This window comes from Cupriavidus taiwanensis, assembly GCF_900250115.1.
Lineage (GTDB): Bacteria > Pseudomonadota > Gammaproteobacteria > Burkholderiales > Burkholderiaceae > Cupriavidus > Cupriavidus taiwanensis_B.
Genome location: NZ_LT984803.1, coordinates 3,129,951 through 3,149,482 on the forward strand (window position 1 = coordinate 3,129,951; position 19,532 = coordinate 3,149,482).

Annotated in this window: 17 protein-coding genes; 7 read left to right on the plus strand and 10 right to left on the minus strand. The window is 69.6% G+C overall.

Annotation, left to right across the window (positions count from 1 at the left end):
* The first annotated feature begins 40 nt into the window (after positions 1-40).
* Both grxD and CBM2586_RS14620 read left to right on the plus strand, forming a co-directional pair.
* Complete coding sequence (gene grxD / locus CBM2586_RS14615) at positions 41-352, plus strand: Grx4 family monothiol glutaredoxin (RefSeq protein WP_115661047.1); 312 nt, start codon at positions 41-43, stop codon at positions 350-352.
* 8 nt (positions 353-360) lie between these two features.
* Positions 361-984 (plus strand): UbiX family flavin prenyltransferase, encoded by a 624-nt coding sequence (locus tag CBM2586_RS14620; RefSeq protein ID WP_115688189.1) that lies wholly within the window; start codon positions 361-363, stop codon positions 982-984.
* Between the two features lie 41 nt (positions 985-1,025).
* Here the strand turns inward: CBM2586_RS14620 and CBM2586_RS14625 are convergent, their stop codons facing one another.
* The 3 genes from CBM2586_RS14625 to CBM2586_RS14635 all read right to left on the minus strand — a co-directional run bounded on the left by CBM2586_RS14625 (position 1,026) and on the right by CBM2586_RS14635 (position 4,061).
* Positions 1,026-1,220 carry a hypothetical protein gene (locus CBM2586_RS14625; RefSeq protein ID WP_029048349.1) on the minus strand — a complete coding sequence of 65 codons (195 nt, stop codon included), beginning with the start codon at positions 1,218-1,220 and terminating at the stop codon, positions 1,026-1,028.
* Positions 1,221-1,365: 145 nt separating this feature from the next.
* A complete protein-coding gene (gene amaB / locus CBM2586_RS14630) occupies positions 1,366-2,883 on the minus strand; it encodes an L-piperidine-6-carboxylate dehydrogenase (protein WP_115661045.1) in 1,518 nt (505 codons plus the stop codon).
* Complete coding sequence (locus CBM2586_RS14635) at positions 2,880-4,061, minus strand: saccharopine dehydrogenase C-terminal domain-containing protein (RefSeq protein ID WP_115688191.1); 1,182 nt, start codon at positions 4,059-4,061, stop codon at positions 2,880-2,882. The genes amaB and CBM2586_RS14635 overlap by 4 nt, the downstream gene beginning before the upstream one ends.
* Positions 4,062-4,188: 127 nt before the next feature.
* On the opposite strand from CBM2586_RS14635, the gene CBM2586_RS14640 reads away from it, so the two are divergent.
* Both CBM2586_RS14640 and dapB read left to right on the plus strand, forming a co-directional pair.
* On the plus strand, positions 4,189-4,638 hold the full coding sequence (locus tag CBM2586_RS14640; protein WP_010809873.1) for an Lrp/AsnC family transcriptional regulator: 450 nt from the start codon (positions 4,189-4,191) through the stop codon (positions 4,636-4,638).
* Between the two features lie 45 nt (positions 4,639-4,683).
* A complete protein-coding gene (gene dapB / locus CBM2586_RS14645) occupies positions 4,684-5,493 on the plus strand; it encodes a 4-hydroxy-tetrahydrodipicolinate reductase (RefSeq protein WP_115661043.1) in 810 nt (269 codons plus the stop codon).
* A 45-nt stretch (positions 5,494-5,538) separates the two neighbouring features.
* Here the strand turns inward: dapB and CBM2586_RS14650 are convergent, their stop codons facing one another.
* The 4 genes from CBM2586_RS14650 to CBM2586_RS14665 all read right to left on the minus strand — a co-directional run bounded on the left by CBM2586_RS14650 (position 5,539) and on the right by CBM2586_RS14665 (position 10,745).
* Positions 5,539-6,252 (minus strand): hypothetical protein, encoded by a 714-nt coding sequence (locus CBM2586_RS14650; protein WP_115688193.1) that lies wholly within the window; start codon positions 6,250-6,252, stop codon positions 5,539-5,541.
* A 169-nt stretch (positions 6,253-6,421) separates the two neighbouring features.
* Positions 6,422-7,924, minus strand: a complete 1,503-nt coding sequence (locus tag CBM2586_RS14655; RefSeq protein WP_115688195.1) for a chloride channel protein — start codon at positions 7,922-7,924, stop codon at positions 6,422-6,424.
* Between the two features lie 97 nt (positions 7,925-8,021).
* Positions 8,022-9,038 (minus strand): Bug family tripartite tricarboxylate transporter substrate binding protein, encoded by a 1,017-nt coding sequence (locus tag CBM2586_RS14660; protein ID WP_115688197.1) that lies wholly within the window; start codon positions 9,036-9,038, stop codon positions 8,022-8,024.
* Positions 9,039-9,092: 54 nt separating this feature from the next.
* Positions 9,093-10,745: an acyl-CoA synthetase gene (locus CBM2586_RS14665; RefSeq protein ID WP_346777687.1), complete on the minus strand. Its 1,653-nt coding sequence runs from the start codon at positions 10,743-10,745 to the stop codon at positions 9,093-9,095.
* Here CBM2586_RS14665 and CBM2586_RS14670 point away from each other — a divergent pair.
* The 3 genes from CBM2586_RS14670 to CBM2586_RS14680 all read left to right on the plus strand — a co-directional run bounded on the left by CBM2586_RS14670 (position 10,711) and on the right by CBM2586_RS14680 (position 13,643).
* Positions 10,711-11,625: a LysR family transcriptional regulator gene (locus CBM2586_RS14670; RefSeq protein WP_115663674.1), complete on the plus strand. Its 915-nt coding sequence runs from the start codon at positions 10,711-10,713 to the stop codon at positions 11,623-11,625. The two genes, CBM2586_RS14665 and CBM2586_RS14670, sit on opposite strands and share 35 nt — an antisense overlap.
* Before the next feature lie 133 nt (positions 11,626-11,758).
* Positions 11,759-12,292 carry a winged helix-turn-helix transcriptional regulator gene (locus CBM2586_RS14675; RefSeq protein WP_115688201.1) on the plus strand — a complete coding sequence of 178 codons (534 nt, stop codon included), beginning with the start codon at positions 11,759-11,761 and terminating at the stop codon, positions 12,290-12,292.
* Positions 12,285-13,643, plus strand: a complete 1,359-nt coding sequence (locus CBM2586_RS14680) for an MATE family efflux transporter (protein ID WP_115688203.1) — start codon at positions 12,285-12,287, stop codon at positions 13,641-13,643. The genes CBM2586_RS14675 and CBM2586_RS14680 overlap by 8 nt, the downstream gene beginning before the upstream one ends.
* On the opposite strand, the gene CBM2586_RS14685 is transcribed toward CBM2586_RS14680, so the two are convergent.
* The 3 genes from CBM2586_RS14685 to CBM2586_RS14695 are packed head-to-tail and all read right to left on the minus strand — an operon-like array spanning position 13,632 to position 19,476.
* Complete coding sequence (locus CBM2586_RS14685) at positions 13,632-15,074, minus strand: efflux transporter outer membrane subunit (RefSeq protein WP_115688205.1); 1,443 nt, start codon at positions 15,072-15,074, stop codon at positions 13,632-13,634. The genes CBM2586_RS14680 and CBM2586_RS14685 overlap by 12 nt on opposite strands.
* Entirely contained in the window at positions 15,071-18,256 is a 3,186-nt protein-coding gene (locus tag CBM2586_RS14690; protein WP_115661035.1) for an efflux RND transporter permease subunit, read from the minus strand. Before CBM2586_RS14690 ends, CBM2586_RS14685 begins: the two co-directional genes overlap by 4 nt.
* Positions 18,253-19,476 (minus strand): efflux RND transporter periplasmic adaptor subunit, encoded by a 1,224-nt coding sequence (locus CBM2586_RS14695; RefSeq protein ID WP_115661034.1) that lies wholly within the window; start codon positions 19,474-19,476, stop codon positions 18,253-18,255. The genes CBM2586_RS14690 and CBM2586_RS14695 overlap by 4 nt, the downstream gene beginning before the upstream one ends.
* Positions 19,477-19,532 lie beyond the last annotated feature (56 nt).

The following is a 19,532-nucleotide window of genomic DNA, read 5'->3' on the forward strand; positions in this document are numbered from 1 at the left end:
GGCGCCCGCGACACGGCCTCGCCCCACTGAAAAGCAAACCATGAGCGACGTGCAGCAACAGATCGACCAGATCGTCAAGGGCAACCCCGTAGTCCTGTTCATGAAGGGCACTGCGCAATTCCCGATGTGCGGCTTCTCGGGCCGCGCCATCCAGATCCTGAAGGCCTGCGGCGTCGACGCGCCGACCACGGTCAACGTGCTGGACAACGAAGGCATCCGCCAGGGCATCAAGGAATACGCCAACTGGCCGACCATTCCCCAGCTCTACGTGAACGGCGAGTTCATCGGCGGCTCGGACATCATGATGGAGATGTACCAGAACGGCGAACTGCAAACCCTGCTGAAGGGCTGAGCTGCGCCATGTCCGGGGCTGGCGGCACACCGCAGCGGCTGATCGTCGCCATCACCGGCGCCACCGGGGCGATCTACGGCGTGCGCCTGCTGCAGGTGCTGCGCGCGGCGGCCGCGGTGGAAACCCACCTGCTGATTTCGCCGGCCGGCGTGATGAACCTGCAGCACGAGCTGGACATCGGCAGGGCCGAGGTCGAAGCGCTGGCCAGCGTGGTGCACAACGTGCGCGACATCGGCGCGACCATCGCCAGCGGCTCGTTCCGCGCGCAGGCCATGGTGGTGGCGCCGTGCTCGATGCGCACGCTGGCGGCGATCGCGCATGGTTTCTCCGACAACCTGATCACGCGCGCTGCCGACGTCACGCTGAAAGAGCGCCGCAAGCTGGTGCTGATGGTGCGGGAAACGCCGCTGAACCTTGCGCACCTGCGCAACATGACGGCGGTGACGGAAATGGGCGGGATCGTGTTCCCGCCGGTGCCCGGCTTCTACCAGAAGCCGCGCAGCATTGCCGAACTCGTCGACCATACGGTCGGGCGCGTGCTGGACCTGGTGGACCTGCCGCAGCTCGGCCAGACCCTCGCGCCCAGCTGGGGCGGGCTGAACGTCCGCGCCGGCGATGCGGCCGGCAACTGAGTCCGGCCGCTTCGGTTACCGGGAACGGTAACGCGGAACGCTTACCAGCGGCGATAGCCGCGGCCATAGTAGCCGTAGCCGCCGTAGTAGTAAGGACGGGGCGCCACCACCACCGGCGCGGGCGCCACGTACACCGGCGCCGGACCGACCGCCGGGCCGGCGGGCGTGGGATAGACGGCGCAGCCGCCCAGCAGGGTCACCGATGCCGCAGCGGCAGCCAGTCCAATCGTCAGCATTCTCATCATTTCATCCTTGGGGTCGCAACGGGCATGTGCCTGCCTTGCTGACGTTATACGGCCAGAACACGTAATACGGCGTCAAGGCCATGTAACGCTTGTTACCGTTCCCTACGCGCCCTGCCGCCCGCCCCCTGGGATGCCGTCAGATTTCGAAGCGGATGCCCTGTGCCAGCGGCAGCGAATCGCCGTAGTTGATGGTGTTGGTGGCGCGGCGCATATAGCCCTTCCACGCATCGGAGCCTGACTCGCGGCCGCCACCGGTCGCCTTCTCGCCGCCGAAGGCGCCGCCGATTTCGGCGCCGCTGGTGCCGATATTGACGTTGGCGATGCCGCAGTCGCTGCCCGCCGACGACAGGAAGCGCTCGGCCTCGCGCATCGATTCGGTGAAGATGCACGACGACAGCCCATGCGCGGCGGCATTGTTCAGCGCGATGGCCTCGTCCAGCGAGGTGTACGGCATCAAATACAGGATCGGCGCGAAGGTCTCCGTCAGCATGGTGTCGTGCTGAACGTCGGTCATCACCAGCGCGGGCCGCACGTAGCAGGCATGCGGATAGCGGTCGGCCAGCAGGCGCTCGCCGCCGGTGACGATATTGCCCTGCGCACGGCACGCCGCCAGCGCGTTGGCCATGGCGTCGCCGGCGGCGCTGTCGATCAGCGGGCCGACCAGCGTGCCGTCTGCGAGCGGATCGCCGACCGGGAGCCGGTCGAACACGGTGATGAGCCGGCTCGCCATGGTGTCCATCAGGTCGGCATGGATAAAGCAGCGGCGCAGCGTGGTGCAGCGCTGCCCCGCGGTACCGGCCGCGGCAAAGGTGATGGCGCGCACCGCCAGCTCGATATCGGCCGAGGGGGCGACGATGGCGGCGTTGTTGCCGCCCAGCTCCAGGATGCAGCGCTTGAAATGTCCGGCGCAGGCAATGCCGACCTCGCGGCCCATGCGGGTCGAGCCGGTGGCGCTGACCAGCCGCACCGCCGGGTGCGCCACCAGGTGGCCGCCCAGCGTGCGCCCGCCCGCCAGCACCGCCGAGATGCCACCATGCTGCGGCGCCGCCGCGGCCAGCACGCGCTCGAGCAGACCGTGCGCAGCGAGCGCGCACAGCGACACCTTCTCCGACGGTTTCCACACCACGCCGTTGCCGCACACCAGCGCCAGCGCCGCGTTCCACGCCCACACCGCCACCGGGAAGTTGAACGCCGAAATCACGCCGCACAGGCCATACGGATGCCAGGTCTCGCGCATCGCGTGCTGCGGGCGCTCGGAAGCGATGGTCAGCCCGTGCAGCTGGCGCGAGAGACCGACCGCGAAGTCGCAGATGTCGATCATCTCCTGCACCTCGCCCAGCCCTTCCTGCAGGATCTTGCCGGCCTCGAGCGACACCAGCCGCCCCAGCGCCGCCTTGTGTTCGCGCAGCACCTCGCCGAAGCGCCGCACGATCTCGCCGCGCGCCGGCGCCGGCAGCAGCGCCCAGGTGCTCTGCGCCGCGTGCGCGCGCGCGATCAGCGCGTCGGCCTGCGCCGGCGTACAGGCCGGCACGTGGCCGATGGCCTCGCCGTCGGCCGGCGAGCGCACCGTCACGGCGCCGGCGGGCGTGCCCTCGCGCCAGGGCCGCGGCAGGCCCAGCGAATCCCAGCAGGCGGCAAACTCTTGCGCTTTCATACCAGACTCTCCTGGAGCGGATGCTGCGTGTAGTGGCGGCCGAAGCGGTTGGCCAGGAAAGCCTCGAGCGGCATCGACTCCTGCCGCACGAAGCCGGCCTGCGGCAGCGCGCCGCTGGCCACCATGTCGAGCGCGGTGCAGATGCCCGCGGCGGTGGTCAGCTGGATCGCATTGACATGGCCGCCCTCACCGTCCACGCCGCCGATACGCGCCGAGAACGAAGCCTGCGTCAGCGGCCCGCGCCCGCGTTCGCCGCCGGCCGGATAGCCCGTGGCGGTGGCGAACACGATCACCACGTCCTGCTGGGTCACCGGAATGGCGCGGTCGAAGATATCACGCAGCCAGTCGCGGCGCTCGCGCAGGCGCAGGTCGTTGAGCAGCAGCTTCATCAGCGCACAGTGGCCGGGATAGCGGATCGACTTGTAGTCGACATGGCGCGCGCGCCCGGCCAGCGTCTCGGGCAGCGTGCCGAGCCCGCCCGATGTATTAAAGGCTTCATATTCGATGCCGTCCAGCGCAAAGCTCTCCAGCCCTTCCAGCGCCGTCAGTTCCACGCGCCGGCCGTCAACGATGGCCTCGCACGGGTTGCAGTATTCGTTGATCAGTCCCTCGGTGCTCCAGGTCAGGTTGTACTTGAGCGCATTGCTCGGATAGCGCGGCAGCGCCCCCACCCGCATCTGCAGGTCCAGCAGCTCGCCGCCGCCGCGCAGGAAGCGCTGTGCGAGGTCGTGCCCGACCACGCCGATAAAGCCGGGCGCCAGGCCGCATTGCGGCATCAGCACCGAGCGCGCTCCCTGCGCCAGCTGGCGGATGGCCTGGGTCGCGGCCACGTCCTCGGTCAGGTCGAAGTAATGCACGCCGAGGCGCGCCGCCACCGAGGCCACGCTGACCGCGGCATGGAACGGCAGCGCGTTGAGCACGGCGTCGGCGCCGGCCAGCAGCGCGGCGCAGGTGCCGGGCTCGGTGGGGTCGCCGGCGCGCGCCAGCACGCCGCGCGGCAGGCCATCGAGGCGGCGCCCGTCATGATCGACCACGCTGACACGGTAGTCGCCGCTGTCGTGCAGCATCGCCGCGATGGTGCGGCCGATCTTGCCCGCGCCCAGCACCGTCACGTGCAGCGGGCGGTCGGCCTTGGGCAGGTCGCGCGGGGCCTGCCGGCCCAGGTTCGAGGCTTGCATGATGTCTCCGTCCAAGAAAAAGAGATTCCCGTCGACTGGAGTATGGATAGCCCTGCCGGCACAATGAAGGCACAAGAACGACGAAAAACCGCCATAATCGAACGAAACGACGAGGCATCCCGACATAATGACCGAACTCGACACCACCGACCGCCACCTGCTGTCGCTGCTGCAGGCCAACGCGCGCGAAAGCGCCGCCAACCTCGCCCGTCATCTGGGGATCGCGCGCACCACGGTGGTGGCGCGTATCGCGCGGCTGGAACGCAGCGGCGTGATTGCCGGCTATGGCGTGCGGCTGGGCCAGCGCATGGAAGACAACGCCATCCTGGCCTATTGCGGCCTGTCGGTGCAGCCCAAGGCCGCGCCCGCGATCCTGCGCGCGCTGCAGCGGCTGCCCGAGATCGAAGAGGTCAATTCCGTCAGCGGCCCGGTCGACTACCTGGTGGCGATCCGCTGCGACACGCATGACCGGCTCGACCGGCTGCTCGACGAAATCGGCATGCTCGACGGCGTCAACCACACCACCACCTCGATTGTGCTGGCGCGCAAGCTCGACCGCCGGCGCGCCGCCGGTTGACGCGGTATGCTGCCAGACCAATCAGCCTTTGCGGAGAAGCAGAACATGAACGATCCGATCCGTGTCGCCGTGGGCGGCGTGACCGGCTGGGCCGGCGGCGAACTGGCGCGCGGCGTGGCGCATGCGGCCGACATGACCCTGGTGGCCGGCCTGTCGCGCGGCGCCGCCGGCCAGACCCTGGCGCAGCTGACCGGCCATGCCGGTACCCCGGGCCTGGCCGCCGCCAGCATCGAAGCGCTGGGCCAGACGCCCTATGACGTCTACGTCGAATACACCAGGCCCGGCATCGCCAAGCACAACATCCTGCAGGCGCTCGCGCACGGTGCGCACGTGGTGGTCGGCACCTCCGGGCTGAGCGACGACGACTATGCCGAGATCGACGCGGCCGCGCACCGGGCCGAGCGCGGCGTGCTGGCCTGCGGCAATTTCGCCATCACGGTGGTGCTGCTGCAGAAGTTTGCCGAGATGGCGGCGCGCCACCTCGACCACTGGGAGATCATCGACTACGCCAAGGCCGGCAAGATCGACGTGCCCTCCGGCACGGTGCGCGAACTGGCGTTCCGGCTCGGCCAGGTCAAGGCCGCCGCGCAGCCGGTGCCGGTCGACCAGGTCAACGGCCCGAAGGAAAGCCGCGGCGCCACCATGTCGGGCACGCAGGTGCACGCGGTGCGGCTGCCGGGCTACCAGCTGGGCGTCGAAGTGATCTTCGGCGCGGACGGCCAGCGCCTGCACCTGAAGCACGAAGCCGGCGATGGCTCCAAGCCCTATGTTGCCGGCGCACTGCTGGCCATCCGCAAGGTCCACACCGTGCGCGGCGTGGTGCGCGGGCTGGACAAGGTAATGGAAGGACTGTGAGGCAGCCGGCGGCGCAGGCATGCGTTGCGCTGCCTGCCTGTGCCGTTACCAGCTGCCGGGCTTTTCCGGCTTGGCCGGCGTCTTCGGCGCGGGCTTGGCCGCGTCGGCCTTGGCGCCCTTGGCCGCCGGCGCCGAGGCCGGGTTGAGCTGCTTGTCGACCTCGGCGTCCTTGTCCGCCATCAGCGCGCGCGCCTGCGGCAGCAGCATCTCGATGGTGCCGGTGTTGGGGTCTTCCGGCATCGCGTACAGCTCCACCGTCAGCGGCTTGCGCGTCCAGCCGGCATGCAGCGTCTTGACGGTCTTGCCGCCTTTGTCAGGCATGTCGACCTGCTCCTGGCGGAACGGCTTGCCGTACAGCACGCTGATGCTGTCGGCCGCGGCCTGCTGCGAATTGGCGCCGGCGGTCGGCACCACCAGGCCGACCAGCGCATTGCGATCGACAAAGGCCACCACATAGGGGCCATCCATGAACGCCGGGCGTTGCGCGCGCGGCACGCCGACCTGGCGCATCAGGCCATCGCCCTTCAGTTCGACGCAATAGCCGGTGACGTCGCGGCCGTCGGGCGTGCGCTTGTCGGCGCAGTCGGGCAGCGCCGGCAGCGGGTTGCCGATTTCCAGCATGGCCAGCAGCGGTGTCAGCGCACTGTGTTCAGCCTGGGCCGCGGGCCTGGCGGACGGTGCGGAGGCAGGGGGGGCAGCATTGGCGCCGGCGGCGCCCAGCAGGCCGGCAAGCGCCAGCCCGGCAACGGGGAATTTCAAGACGGACTCCTGGTGAAAGGCTCCGGGTTGGAGCCCGCCCCCGCCGCGTTGTTCCTGCGCGGCGCGCGCGAGCGTGGCGAACCGCTCACATCTGGCCACGACGGCAAGGGGGGTGCGCTAGCTTACCCGATGGCGCCGGCGCCGCCGGCACTTGCGCACGGCGCCGGGATCACCCTGCCGGCGCCTTGCGCGTCAGCGCCAGGGCCTCGCGCCGGAAGGTGTGGCCGACCTGGTGGTAGAACGGGTGCGGCGAGAACTGCCGCGAGATAAACGACGCCAGCAAGGACGCCGCCAGCAGGAACACCGTCAGGTCCTGCGTGCGCGTCATTTCCATCACGATCACGCTGGCGGTGATCGGCGCCTGCGTGGCCGCGGCCAGGAACGCAGCCATCGACACCAGCGCCAGCACGCGCGGCTCGGCCATGCCGCCGACGACATGCGCGACGTTCTCGCCGATGCCCGCGCCGATCGCCAGCGCGGGCGTGAAGATTCCGCCCGGGATGCCGGCGAAGTACGACACCACCGTCGCCGCCAGCTTGGCCACGCCGAACCACAGCGTGGCCTGCGATTCGCCGTTGATCAGCGCCGCGGCCTGCTCATAGCCGGTGCCGAAGGTCGCGCCCGCGGTGGCCCAGCCGAGCAGCGCCACCACCAGCCCGCAGCCGAATGCCGTCCACACCGGATGCCGCCCCGGCCAGTCGCGCCACGCGGCCGGCAGCAGCGCCGGCACGCCGCCCTTGAGCGCCTTGGCGAACACGCCGCCCAGCACGCCGGTGACCAGCGCGCACAGCAGCACCGGCCCCCAGGCCTCGTGCAGGCCGAGCATCGGCACCTTGACCACGAAATACGGGTTGTTGCCCAGCACCGCCAGCGACAGGAACCCGGCGGTCAGCACGCCCGACAGCACCAGGCGGTCCCAGCGCACCGCGGTGCCGCGGCCCAGTTCCTCGATCGCGAACACCACCCCGGCCAGCGGCGTGTTGAACGCCGCCGCCAGCCCGCCGGCCGCGCCGGCGGCGATCAGCGCATTGGGATGGAAGCCGATGCGAAAGCGCAGCTTCTCCTGACACCAGCGGCCCCAGGCCAGCATCGCCGCCGCGCCCACCTGCACCGACGGGCCCTCGCGCCCGACCGAGGCGCCGGCCAGCAGCGCCGCGGCGGTCAGCACCACCTTCCACATCGACTGGCGCAACGACACCAGCAGCGTCTGCGCCGGGCCGGCAGGCGGCAAGGTGACCGCCGCGATCACCTGCGGGATGCCGCTGCCGCGCGCCTGCGGCGCCAGCCGGATGGTCAGCCAGCGCAGCGCTGCCAGCCCGAACGGCAGCATGACGAAAGCCAGCCATGGCGTCGCCTGGGTCAGCTGCCGGTTCCAGTGCAGCGCCACTTCGGCGATCCAGGCGAACACCAGCGAGAACAGCCCGACGCAGCCGGCGCCGAACATGAACACGGCATAGCGCAGCGTGGTGCGCGAGATGCGCCCGGCCTGGCGTGACTTGCGCCAGGCCGCCACGCGCGCGCGGCGGCTGATCTGGTTCAGCAGGCGGGGATCGGGCGGCGGCGCGCCGGTGTCGGACTGCGCCTGCGGGTCACGTCCGGCATCCGGGTCGGCACCCGGGTTATAGGCAGACGAACCAGGAGGCGTGGGATCGTTGGGCTCGCGATCGGACATGACGGGGGCGTGGCGCGTGGATGGCGTCGACTATACCCCCATCGTCGATGCGATGACCGGCGCGGCCGGTGATCGGCGGATGAATGCAGGCCCGCCCTCAGTCCAGCGAGATGTTGTTCGCCTTGATCACCTTGCCCCAGTGCGCGCGGTCGGCCTCGAGATAGCGCTCGATCTCGGCCTGGGTGCGCGGCGGCTGCACCAGCAGCCCGAGGGCGCTGAAGGTGGCGCGGAACTGCGGGTCCTTGAGCACGTGGTCGGCGGCCGCCTGCAGCCTGGCCACCGCCTCGGGCGGCGTCTGCGCGGGCACGGCCAGGCCGAACCAGGTGGCGGCCTGGAACTCGGGATAGCCGCTTTCGGCCACGGTCGGCACGTTCGGCAGCACCTCCAGCCGGCTGCGCCCGGTGACCGCCAGCGCCTTGAGCTTGCCCGCCTTGATATGCGGCAGAGAGGTGCTGACCACATCCACCATCAGCTGCACGTCATTGGCCAGCAGCGCCGCCAGCGCCGGCGCGCTGCCGTTGTAGGGCACGTGGGTGATGCCGATGCCCAGTTCGGTCTTGAGCATCTCCGTGGCCAGCTGCAGCGCATTGCCCAGCCCCACCGACGCATAGTTGAGCTTGCCGCCCTCGGCCTTGGCGTAGGCCGCGAACTCGCGGATATTGCCGGCCGGCACCCGGGTATTGGTGACCACCACCAGCGGCGCCTCGGCGCCGATGCTGAAGATGCGGAAATCCCTGGGCGGATCGTACTGGATCTTCTTGTACAGCATCGGGTTCAGCACCATGCTGCCGTTGGTCGCCAGCACCATGGTGTAGCCGTCGGCCGGCGCGCGCGCCACGCTGGTGGTGCCGATCATGGTGGCCGCGCCAGGGCGGTTTTCCACCACCACGGTCTGGCCGAGCTGGCGCGACATGCCGTCGGCCAGCGCGCGGCCGAACTGGTCGGTCGAGCCGCCCGGCGTGTACGGCACCACCAGCTTGAGCGGGCGCTCGGGATAGGCCGCCTGCGCAGCCCCGCCCCAAAGCGCCAGCGCGCACCCCGCGCCGGCTGCGATCGCGGCGAGCCAGGCGCGCCGTAGCCTGAGTCCGGTTGTCCTGGTCGGTTCGTTCTGCATCGCGTCTCCTCCTGTCGTTATCGGCTTGTGCTTCGTGCAGTCCCGCCGGTACGCTCAGACGCGGCGCTGGCGGCCTTCCCAGTATCGGTCGCGCAGCCGGCGCTTGGCCAGCTTGCCGGTTTCATCGCGCGGCAGCTGCGCCTCGACCACGATGCTGCGCGGCACCTTGAAGCCGGACAACCGCTGGCGCAGCCAGTCGATCACCTCGTCCTCGCGGATCTCGGCGCCCGGCATCGGCTGTACCATGGCCAGCAGGCGCTCGCCGTATTCCGCGTCGGGAATGCCGAACACCACGCAGTCGGCCACGCCGGGGTAGCGCACCAGTTCGTGCTCGATCTCGGCCGGGTAGATGTTGACGCCGCCCGAGATCACCATGTCGGAGGCGCGGTCGCAGATGAACAGGTAGCCGTCGGCATCGACATAGCCCATGTCGCCCAGCGTCACCAGCCCGTCGCGGTCGATCGCGGCGCGCGCGGCCTCATTGTTGCGGTAGGTGAAGTCGGGGTAAGCGGGCTGGCGCACGTAGACCAGGCCGATTTCGCCCGGGGCGCACGCGCGGCCGTGTTGGTCGAGGATGCGCAGCTGCGCGTCGTCGACCGGCTTGCCGGCGGTGCCCGGACGCGCCGCGGCGTCGGCGGGCGTGGCCACCGTGATCATGCCGGCTTCGCTGGAGGCGTAGGTTTCATGGATCACCGGGCCCAGCCACTCCAGCATCGCGCGCTTGACCTCGGGTGCGCACGGCGACCCGGTCGAGGCGACAAAGCGGATCGAAGACAGGTCGTACCTAGCTCGCACCTCCGGCGGCAGCTTGAGCAGGCGCACGTACATGATCGGCACCAGGTAGAGCACGTCGATGCGGTGCTTTTCCACCAGCGCCAGCACCTGCTCGGCGTCGAAGCGCGGCGTCAGCACCAGGCGCTTGGCCATCTGCAGCGCGTTCTGGATAAACGAACCCGGCGCGCTGTGGTACAGCGGCGCCGACATCAGCGCGCGGCAGCCGGGCTCGAGGCCATAGGTCTGCCGCACCACCGAGCGCATGCGCTCGAGTTGCTGCTCGAGGCGGTCCAGCGGCAGCGCCTGGCGCAACACGCCCTTGGGCCGGCCGGTGGTGCCCGAGGTGTAGGCCATATGCCCGCGCGGCGCCACGCGCGGGCCGTCGTAGGCGGGCTGCTGCGCGAGCCAGGCCTCATACTCCATCGCGCCATCGGCGGGGCCGCCCACCGACAGCACCGGCATGCCGGCCGGGACCGCGCCGCGCACCGCGGGCAGCAGGTCGTCCTGCACCAGCAGCACCCTGGCGCCGCTGTCGCTCAGCAGGAAGCGCACTTCGTCGGCGGTGAAATGCCAGTTGATCGGGCAGTAGTAGCAGCCGGCGATGCGGCAGGCATGGACCACGTCGGCATACACCGGATCATTGCGCAGCAGGACCGCGACCACGTCGCCCTCCTGCACGCCCAGCGCGCGCAGGCCGCCGGCCAGCCGGGCGCCGCGCGCCAGCAGGACTTCGCCGCTGCGGTGCATGTCTTGATACCAAAGGTCCGTGGCCATCCGCTGTCTCCTTACCGTGTGTTCTGCCAGCCGACCACTGTATCGGCGTAGCCGCGTATCGACAATCAGGCGAGGTGGAATCACAATGTTGCGCCAGACGTGACAATGCTGCAGGCAATCCCCGATGGACCTCAACCTGATCCAGGCCTTCGTCGACATCGTCGATGCCGGCAACCTCGCCGAAGCCGGGCGCCGGCGCGGCGTCACCCGCTCGCAGGTCAGCCGCCAGCTGCGCGAGCTGGAACACCAGGCCGGCGCGCAACTGCTGCGCCGGACCACGCGCCGGCTCGAGCTGACCGAGCCCGGCCATGCGCTGTACCAGCACGGCGTGCGCATCCTGCAGGAAGTGGCCTCGGCGCAGGCCGAGATCGACAGCCTGGGCAAGACCCTGCGCGGCCATGTGCGCGTGAGCGTGCCCACCGGGCTGGGCGACGCCTATATCGCGCCGCTGCTGCTGCAGTTCGCGCACAAGCATCCTGGCATCACGCTGCGCGTATTCTTCGCCAACCGCGTCAACGACCTGATCGCGGCCGAGATCGACGTGGCGCTGAAGGTCACCTCGGCGCCGCCGCTGGACCATGTAGCGCGTGAAATCTGCGATATCCGCTGGCAACTCTATGCATCGCCGCAGTACCTCGCCAGCATTGCGCCGATACAGCTGCCGCCGGACCTGGCCGGCTGCAGCTTCCTGTGCCCGCCCTACCCGCCGCGGCAATTCCCGCTGTCGCTGTACCGCGAGGGCCAGCGCGTGGACGTGGCGCTGACGCCCGCGCTGCAGTCCGAACACTTCCTGTTCCTGGCGCGCGCCGTGCGCGAAGGACATGGCGTCGGCATGCTGCCGGTCTATATCGGCTGGGAAGAGGTGCGCGCGGGCAACCTGGTGCCGGTGCTGCCGGACTGGCGCCCCGAAGGGCTGGGCAACAAGCTGTTCATCATCACCACACCCAACCTGCATCCGTCGATGGCCACGCGCGCGCTGATCGGCTTCCTGCGCGAGGAGCTGGAAAAGCTCGAGGTGTTCCGCGACGCGGTGAAGTAGCCGGCACCGCTGGCCGGTGAACGCACGCTTTCGCAAGGTCCTCGCAGCGGCCCGCCTGCAAACTTTCAGTTTGCAAGCTATGCTGCAGCCAGCTTGCAAACTGAAAGCAGCTAGCACACAACGGCGGAGACCCATGCCCCCTACCGATTTCACCGCGATGCCCTGCCCCGTGGCCCGCTCGATGGCCGTGCTGGGCGAACGCTGGGCCATCCTGGTGCTGCGCGAGGCCTTCTACGGCAGCACCCGCTTCGACGAGTTCGAGCGCAACCTGGGCATCGCCCCCAACATCCTGAGCGCGCGCCTGAAGACGCTGGTGGCGCACGGGCTGCTGGCGCGGGTCACGCCCGCGGGCGGCGCGCGCCACGTCTACCAGCTGACCGACAAGGGCCGCCACTTCTTTCCCGCCTATGTGGCGCTGAAAGCCTGGGCCGACCGCTGGATGACCGACGACAAGGGACCGCTGACGCTGCTGCAGGACCGCCGCACCGGCACCGAGATTGCCGAGCCCGCCTTGACGCGCGCCGACGGCAGCGCGATCACGCTGGACGACGTGCGCGTGTTGCCTGGCCCCGGTGCGGGCCGCTTCCTGCGGCGGCGCTTCGGCGACGGCGACGGGGACGGGGACGCCAAGGGAATGGCCGCAGAGCCGGAGACCCGCCATGACTGACACGCGCGCATTGCCAGCCGGCACCCTGCCCGCCGACGCGGTGCCGGCGACCGAAATCGCCCGCCGCATCGGCAAGCTGGCCGGGCCCACCGCGCTGATTGCCGTGCTGCAGGCGGCGGCCCAGCTGATCGAAACCTGGCTGGCCGCGCGCCAGGGCACGGCGGCGCTGGCCGGCTGGGCCGTGGTGCTGCCGTTTGCGCTGCTGCTGCAGCAGATGTCGACCGGCGCCATGGGCGGCGGCGTGGTCGCGGCGATCGCGCGCGCACTGGGCGCCAACAAGCGTGACGATGCCTCGGCACTGGTCATGCATGCGCTGTGGATTGCCGCGATCGCCGGCCTGGCTTTTGCCGTGGCGCTGGCGGGATTCCCGCGCGCGGTGCTCGGGGCAGTGGCCGGCGCCACCGCCGCCGAGGCAGCCGCCACCTATGCGATCTGGCTGTTCGGCGCGGGTGCGATCCCGGCCTGGCTGGCCAACACGCTGGCGTCGGTGCTGCGCGGTGGCGGGCGCCATGCGCTGGCGGCGCGCGTGCTGGCGCTGATGTGGCTGGCGTTCCCGCTGCTGTCGTGGCTGCTGGCCGAGCCCGCCGGCATGGGCCTGGCCGGCATCGGCGCGGCGCTGGCGGCGGTGTCGTGGGCCGCGGCGCTGGCGATGGCGGTCGTGGTCGCGCGCGGCGGCGCGGGCTTCGTGCCGGTGCTGCGGGTGCGGCTGTCGTGGCCGCTGTTCGCGCGCATCCTGTCGGTGGGACTGGTGGCGTGCGCGCTGGCCTCGGTGGCCAACCTGACCACGATCCTGGTCACCGCGCAGCTGCGTCACCATGGCACCGCAGCGGTGGCGGCCTACGGCATCTCGGCGCGGCTGGAATTCCTGATGATCCCGCTCGCGTTCGGCGTGGGCTCGGCGCTGACGGCGCTGGTCGGCCGCGCCGTGGGCGCCGGCGACTGGCATACGGCGCGGCGCACCGCGTGGGTGGGCGCCCTGCTGGCGCTGGCCATCGCCGGCAGCGCGGGTGCCGCCGTCGGCCTGGCGCCGGTGCGCTTTGCCGGCCTGTTCACCCATGACCCCGAAGTGATCGCCATCGCCGCGCGCGCGCTGTCATGGGTGGGGCCGGCATTCGGCGGCTTCGGGCTGGGCATGGCGCTGTACTTCGCGTCGATGGGCGCGGGCCGGATGCGCTGGCCGGTGGCGGCCGGGCTGTGCCGCATCGCGCTGGCGGCCGGCGGAGGCTGGGTGCTGGCCAATGTCTTCGGCATGGGCCTGGACGGCCATTTCCTTGGGGTGGCGCTGGGGATCACTGCCTATGGCGTGGTGACGGCGATGGGCGTGCGGCAAGGCGAATGGTCAGCGCGTTAGCACCGGCGCATCGCCCTGCATGCCCGCGCCCCGTACGGCTTCCGGCACCGCCGGCCAGCCGCCCCCCAGCGACTTGTACAGCGCCGCGGTGCCGGTCAGCACGTCCACCTGCCCCTGGATCGCCGCCAGTTGCGCGTCGAACAGCTTCTCGCGCGCATTGGTGACCTCCAGGTAGCTCGAATAACCGCCCTCATACCGGGCAAAGGCCTGGTCGGCATAGACGAACAGGCTCTGTTCCTGTCGGCGCAGGCTGCCCAGCCGCGTGCGGGTCTCGACGCCGTTGGCGAGCGCGCTGTTCACATCCGCCAGCGCCGCCAGCACCGTGCCCTGGTAAGCGAGCATGGCCTGCTCGCGCTGCCCGGACGCGGTCTGCACCTGCCCGCGGATGGCGCCGCCCTGGAAGATCGGCTGGGTCAGCCCCGCGCCGAAGCCCCACACCCGCGACGCGCTGTCCCACAGCGCGCCCGGCGACGCCGCCACGGCGCCGAACAGGCCGCTCAGGTTGACCGCCGGCAGGTAAAGCGCCTGCGCCGCGCCCAGTTGCGCATTGGCGGCGATGGCGGTCTGCTCGGCCTGCAGCACATCGGGCCGGCGCGAGAGCAAGGCGGCCGGCAGGTCGGCACCGACCGGCGGCGCCTGCAGTTCGCCGATGGGCTTGCCGCGCTCGATCGGGCCCGGCGGCCGGCCCAGCAGCACCGACAATGCGTTTTCGGTCTGCGCGATCGCGGTACGTAGCGGCGGGATCGAGCCCTCGGCCACGTAGTAGTCATTCTCCGCCTGGGCCAGCTCGAGTTGCGAGATCACACCGCCTTCATAGCGCTGGCGGAAGATATCCAGCCCGCTTGCGCGCGATGCCAGCGTCTGCTGCGCGACTTCAAGCTGCGCGTCCAGCCCGCGCAGCGTGGCATACCCCTGCACCACCGAAGCGGCCAGCGACAGCACCACGCCGCGCCGCGCGTACTCGGCATTCCACAGGCTGGCCTCGGCCGCTTCGGCCTGGCGGCGGATACGGCCCCACAGGTCGAGCTCCCAGCTGGCGTTGGCCAGCAGCTGGTAGGAATTGCCGGTGCCCGAGCCGAACTGCGTGCCGCCCAGCCTGCCGATGCTCTGGCGCGCGGCGGCCGCGGACAGGTTCAATTGCGGAAAGAAGCCCGAGCGCGCCACCATCAGCTGGCCACGGAACTCATCGATGCGCGCCGCGGCGATGCGCACGTCGTAGTTGCCGGCCAGCGCGGCATCGACGAGCGCATTCAGCGCCGGATCGCTGAACTGGTTCCACCAGTCGCTGTCGGCGGCAATCGCCAGCGCGCCGGTGTCGAGGCGGTACTGCTCCACCTCCGGGGTCTGCGGGCGCTGGTAGTTGGGGCCGATCGCGCAGCCGCCCAGCGTTGCCACCGTGCAGGCCGCCAGCATCCACGCACGTGCGCTCATAGCGTTTCTCCGGCGGGCGGGGTGGTGGGTGGCGTGGCGGGCGGCTGCGGCGAATCGCCGGCCTTGGCTGCCGCCTTGGGCTTGCGTTCCGACAGCCGCTCCAGCCCCCAGAAGAACATCGGGATAAAGAACAGCGCGATCACCGTGGCCCCGAGCATGCCGCCGATCACGCCCGTGCCGAGCGACTGCCGGCTGGCCGCCGAGGCGCCGCTGGCGATGGCCAGTGGCACGCAGCCCAGGATAAACGCCAGCGAGGTCATGATGATCGGCCGCAGCCGCAGCTTGGACGCATGGATGGCGGCGTCGTACGCGCTCAGCCCTTCCTTCTCGCGCATTTCCACCGCGAACTCGAAGATCAGGATCGCGTTCTTCGCCGCCAGGGCGATCAGCACGGTCAGGCCGATCTGGAAGTAGACGTCGTTCTCCATGCCCCGCATCAGGATGCCGAGCAGCGCGCCGAACAGCGCGAACGGCACCGCCAGCAGCACCCCGAGCGGCAGCGACCATTTCTCGTACTGCGCCGCCAGGATCAGGAACACCATCAGCAAGGCAAAGGCGAAGACGTAGACCGCGGTGGAGCCGGCGGTCTTTTCCTCGTAGGCCTGGCCGCTCCAGGCATAGGCGTAGCCCGGCCCGAGCACCTCCTGCGCTACCTCCTCCATGGCCTTGATGGCCTCCCCCGAGCTGTAGCCGGGCGCGGAATCGCCCATGATCTTGGCGGCCGGGAAATTGTTGAAGCGCGTGACGATGTCCGCCCCCGGCACATACTTCGTGGTGGTCACCGCCTTGATCGGCACCATCTCGCCGTTGTGGTTGCGCACGTAGACCTTGTCGAGGTCTTCCGGCCGCGAGCGGAACTCGGGCTCGGCCTGCAGGATCACCTGGAACAGCCGGCTGTTCTTCGGGAACTGGCTCACGTAGAGCGAGCCGAACATGGTCTGCAGCGCGGAATAGACGTTCTCGACCGGCACGCCCTGGGTTTCGGAGCGCTCGCGGTCAACTTCGACGAGGAACTGGCGCGAGCGCGAATTGATCGTGGAGTTCACGCCGCTCAGCTCCGGCCGGTGGCGGGCCTTGGCGATGAACTCATGGACCTTCTGCTCCAGCTGCTGGTAAGTCCCGTCCGCGGTGCTCTGCAGCCAGAACTCGAAGCCGCCGGTGGTGCCAAGGCCCGGGATCGACGGCGGATTCAGCGGGATCACCACGCCGTCCTGGTAACGGGAGAACTCCTGGCGGGCCTTCTGCATCAGTTCGGTCGCCGTCTGGCCGGCACCCCGCTCATGGAAGCCCTTGAGCGTGACGAACAGCGTGCCGGCGTTGGCCTTGTTCTGGGAATCGATCAGGCTGTAGCCATCGACCGACGCCACCGACGACACGCCGGGCTGCTTGGCGAACCATGTCTCCGCGCGGCCGGACAAGGTCTGGGTACGGTCCAGGCTGGCCGCGTCCGGCATCACCACCGCGCCGAACAGGTAGCCCTGGTCTTCCACCGGCAGGAACGAGGTCGGGATGCGCATGAACATGACCACGCTGACCGCCACCATCGCCAGGATGATGGCGATCGACATCACGGTGCGCCGGATCACGATCTGCAGCGACTTGTCATAGCCGGCCACGAGCCGGTCGAACGAGTTGTTGAACCAGGTGAAGAAGCGGTTCTTCTTGTGCTGGCCGGGCTTGAGCAGGATCGCCGCCATCGCGGGCGACAGCGTCAGCGCCACCACGCCCGACAGCACGACCGAAACCGCGATGGTGATGGCGAATTGCTTGTAGAGCTGTCCGGTGATGCCCGACAGGAAGGCCACCGGGATGAACACCGCCAGCAGCACCAGCACGATCGCCACCACCGGGCCGCTGACCTCGTCCATCGCCTTCTTGGCGGCCTCCTTGGGCGGCAGGTTGAACTCCGTCATGTTGCGCTCGACGTTCTCGATCACCACGATCGCGTCGTCGACCACGATGCCGATGGCCAGCACCATGCCGAACAAGGTCAGCATGTTGACCGAGAAGCCGAACGCGCTCATGCCGACGAAGGCGCCGATGATCGACACGGGCACGGCCAGGATCGGCACCAGCGTCGCGCGCAGGCTCTGCAGGAACAGGAACACCACCAGGATCACCAGGATCACCGCGTCGCGCAGCGTGTGCACCACCTCGTCGATCGACTCCTGCACGAACTCGGTGGTGTCGAGCGCGATCTCGTACTCCAGCCCGGGCGGGAAGCTCTTCTTCAGCTCCGCCAGCGTGGAGCGCACCTGCTTGGCCACGTCCAGCGCATTGGCCCCCGGCTGCTGGTACACCGCCAGCAGCGTGGCGGTCTTGCCGTTGTAGCGGCTGCGCAGCGAATAATCCTTGGAGCCGAGCTCGGCGCGGCCGATGTCCTTCAGGCGCACCAGCGCGGCGTCGCCGGACTGCGCGCGCAGGATCATGTTGTCGAACTCGGCGGGCTCGGTCATGCGGCCCTTGGTGGCGATCGGGAAGGTCTGCTGCACCGGGCCGGTGGTGGGTGACTGGCCGATGCGCCCCGCGGAGAACTGCTGGTTCTGGTTGGCGACCGCGTTCTTGACGTCCTCGGTGGTGATGCCCAGCGAGGCCATGCGGTCCGGCCGCAGCCAGATGCGCATGGCGTAGTCCGGGCTGCCGAAGATCGACGACTGGTTGGCGCCGGGAATGCGCTTGAGCGCATCCAGCACGTAGATGTTGGCGTAGTTGCCGACGAAGGTCTGGTTGTAGCTGTTGTCGGGCGAATAGATGGCAATCACCATCATGAACGCCGATGACCGCTTCTGCACCGAGACACCCTGCGCCGTCACCGCATCGGGCAGCGTGGGCAGCGCCAGGTTGACGCGGTTCTGCACGTCCACCTGCGCGAGCTCGGGGTCGGTGCCGATCTCGAAATAGGTGGTCAGGGTCAGGTCGCCGGTCGATGAACTCGTCGAGTTCATGTACATCATGCGGTCCGCGCCGTTGACCTGCTGCTCGATCGGCGCGGCCACGTTCTGCGCCACCACCTCGGCACTCGCGCCGGGGTACCGGGTCGTGACCGTGATCGACGGGGGCGTGATATCCGGAAACTGGGCGATCGGCAGCTTGGTCAGCGCCACCAGGCCGCCCACCGTGATGATGATGGACAGCACCGATGCGAAGATCGGCCGGTCGATAAAGAAATGGGCAAGCTTCATGGCTTGCCCCCGGTGGTGTTGGCAGCCCTCGGCGCGGAAGCGCCGGAGGCCGCCGGCGCCGCAGCCGCCTCGGCGCCGCTGGCCGGGCCATGCGCGGCCACCGGGGCCGCCGGCACGGGCTTGACCGTCGCATCCGGCATCAGGCGCAGGATTCCGCTCACGGCGACGCGCTCACCGGCCTTCAAACCCGAGCGCACCACCCAGTTGCTGCCGGTCCATTCGCCCACGTCCACCACGCGCTGCTGCGCCTTGTTGTCCGGGCCGATGACCCACACCGTCTGGCCGCGCGGGCCTTGCACGATGGCTTCCTGCGGCACGGCAATGGCCTGTGTGCGCATCGCGCCATGCACCTTGACCCGCACGAACTGCCCGGGCCTCAGGGTCCCCTGCGGATTGGCGACCTCGGCGCGGACCAGGTAGGTGCCGGTTTCCTGGCTGAACGAAGCGTCGGCAAAGGCAATCCTGCCGTGGTGCGGGAACTCCGATCCGTCGGCCAGCACGATGACAATGTCGAAGGCCTCCTGCGCCGGATACTTGATCGCGCCGGATTTCTCCGATGAGCGGATCGACAGGACCTCGTTTTCCGACAGGCTGAAGTTGACCCACATCGGATCCAGCTTGGCGACATAGGTCAGCAGGCTGTTGGTGGTATCGATATAGGATCCCACCTGCCGCTTGGCAAAGCTCGACAGGCCAGCGACCGGCGACTTGATCGTGGTGTAGCTCAGGTTCAGCCTGGCATTGATCACATTGGCGCGCGCCTGCTCCACCGCGGCCGCGGCCTCCTGCTCCTTGCCGGTAGCGTCATCCAGGTCGCGCTGGCTGAGGGCATTGCGCGCCGCCAGCGGGCGCACGCGGTTCAGGTCGGCGCGGGCGGTGTTCAGCCGCGCCTGCTGCTGCGCCAGTTCGGCCTCGGCCGCCTTCAGAGTGGCCTCGAACGGCTTGGGATCCATCAGGAACAGGGTCTCGCCAGCCTTGACCAGGGCACCCTCCGAATAGACCCGCTTCTCCAGGAAGCCATTGACGCGCGCGCGTATCTCCACCTGTTGCGAGCTCTGGGTCTGGCCGACGAAATCAAAGATGAGCGGCACGTCGCGCAGCGCCACGGTGATGACACCCACCTCGGCTGCCGGTGGCGCCACCGCTGCCGGCTTTTCCTTGCCGCAGCCCGCCACCAGCAACAGGGCCAGCAGGCCCGCCGCGCTGCACCCTTTGAGCATTATCCTCACGTAACCTCCTCCGCCAGCAACCATGGCCGCCCCCCGATGCCAGACGT

Excerpts from the sequence above, each read along its gene's own strand:
- CBM2586_RS14680 (WP_115688203.1), top strand. The coding sequence starts at position 12,285 with ATGACTGACACGCGCGCATTGCCAGCCGGCACCCTGCCCGCCGACGCG.
- CBM2586_RS14660 (WP_115688197.1), bottom strand. The coding sequence starts at position 9,038 with ATGCAGAACGAACCGACCAGGACAACCGGACTCAGGCTACGGCGCGCC.
- CBM2586_RS14620 (WP_115688189.1), top strand. The coding sequence starts at position 361 with ATGTCCGGGGCTGGCGGCACACCGCAGCGGCTGATCGTCGCCATCACC.
- dapB (WP_115661043.1), top strand. The coding sequence starts at position 4,684 with ATGAACGATCCGATCCGTGTCGCCGTGGGCGGCGTGACCGGCTGGGCC.
- CBM2586_RS14670 (WP_115663674.1), top strand. The coding sequence starts at position 10,711 with ATGGACCTCAACCTGATCCAGGCCTTCGTCGACATCGTCGATGCCGGC.
- CBM2586_RS14695 (WP_115661034.1), bottom strand. The coding sequence starts at position 19,476 with ATGCTCAAAGGGTGCAGCGCGGCGGGCCTGCTGGCCCTGTTGCTGGTG.
- CBM2586_RS14640 (WP_010809873.1), top strand. The coding sequence starts at position 4,189 with ATGACCGAACTCGACACCACCGACCGCCACCTGCTGTCGCTGCTGCAG.
- CBM2586_RS14655 (WP_115688195.1), bottom strand. The coding sequence starts at position 7,924 with ATGTCCGATCGCGAGCCCAACGATCCCACGCCTCCTGGTTCGTCTGCC.
- CBM2586_RS14690 (WP_115661035.1), bottom strand. The coding sequence starts at position 18,256 with ATGAAGCTTGCCCATTTCTTTATCGACCGGCCGATCTTCGCATCGGTG.
- CBM2586_RS14625 (WP_029048349.1), bottom strand. The coding sequence starts at position 1,220 with ATGCTGACGATTGGACTGGCTGCCGCTGCGGCATCGGTGACCCTGCTG.
- amaB (WP_115661045.1), bottom strand. The coding sequence starts at position 2,883 with ATGAAAGCGCAAGAGTTTGCCGCCTGCTGGGATTCGCTGGGCCTGCCG.
- CBM2586_RS14675 (WP_115688201.1), top strand. The coding sequence starts at position 11,759 with ATGCCCCCTACCGATTTCACCGCGATGCCCTGCCCCGTGGCCCGCTCG.
- CBM2586_RS14685 (WP_115688205.1), bottom strand. The coding sequence starts at position 15,074 with ATGAGCGCACGTGCGTGGATGCTGGCGGCCTGCACGGTGGCAACGCTG.
- CBM2586_RS14635 (WP_115688191.1), bottom strand. The coding sequence starts at position 4,061 with ATGCAAGCCTCGAACCTGGGCCGGCAGGCCCCGCGCGACCTGCCCAAG.
- grxD (WP_115661047.1), top strand. The coding sequence starts at position 41 with ATGAGCGACGTGCAGCAACAGATCGACCAGATCGTCAAGGGCAACCCC.
- CBM2586_RS14665 (WP_346777687.1), bottom strand. The coding sequence starts at position 10,745 with ATGTCGACGAAGGCCTGGATCAGGTTGAGGTCCATCGGGGATTGCCTG.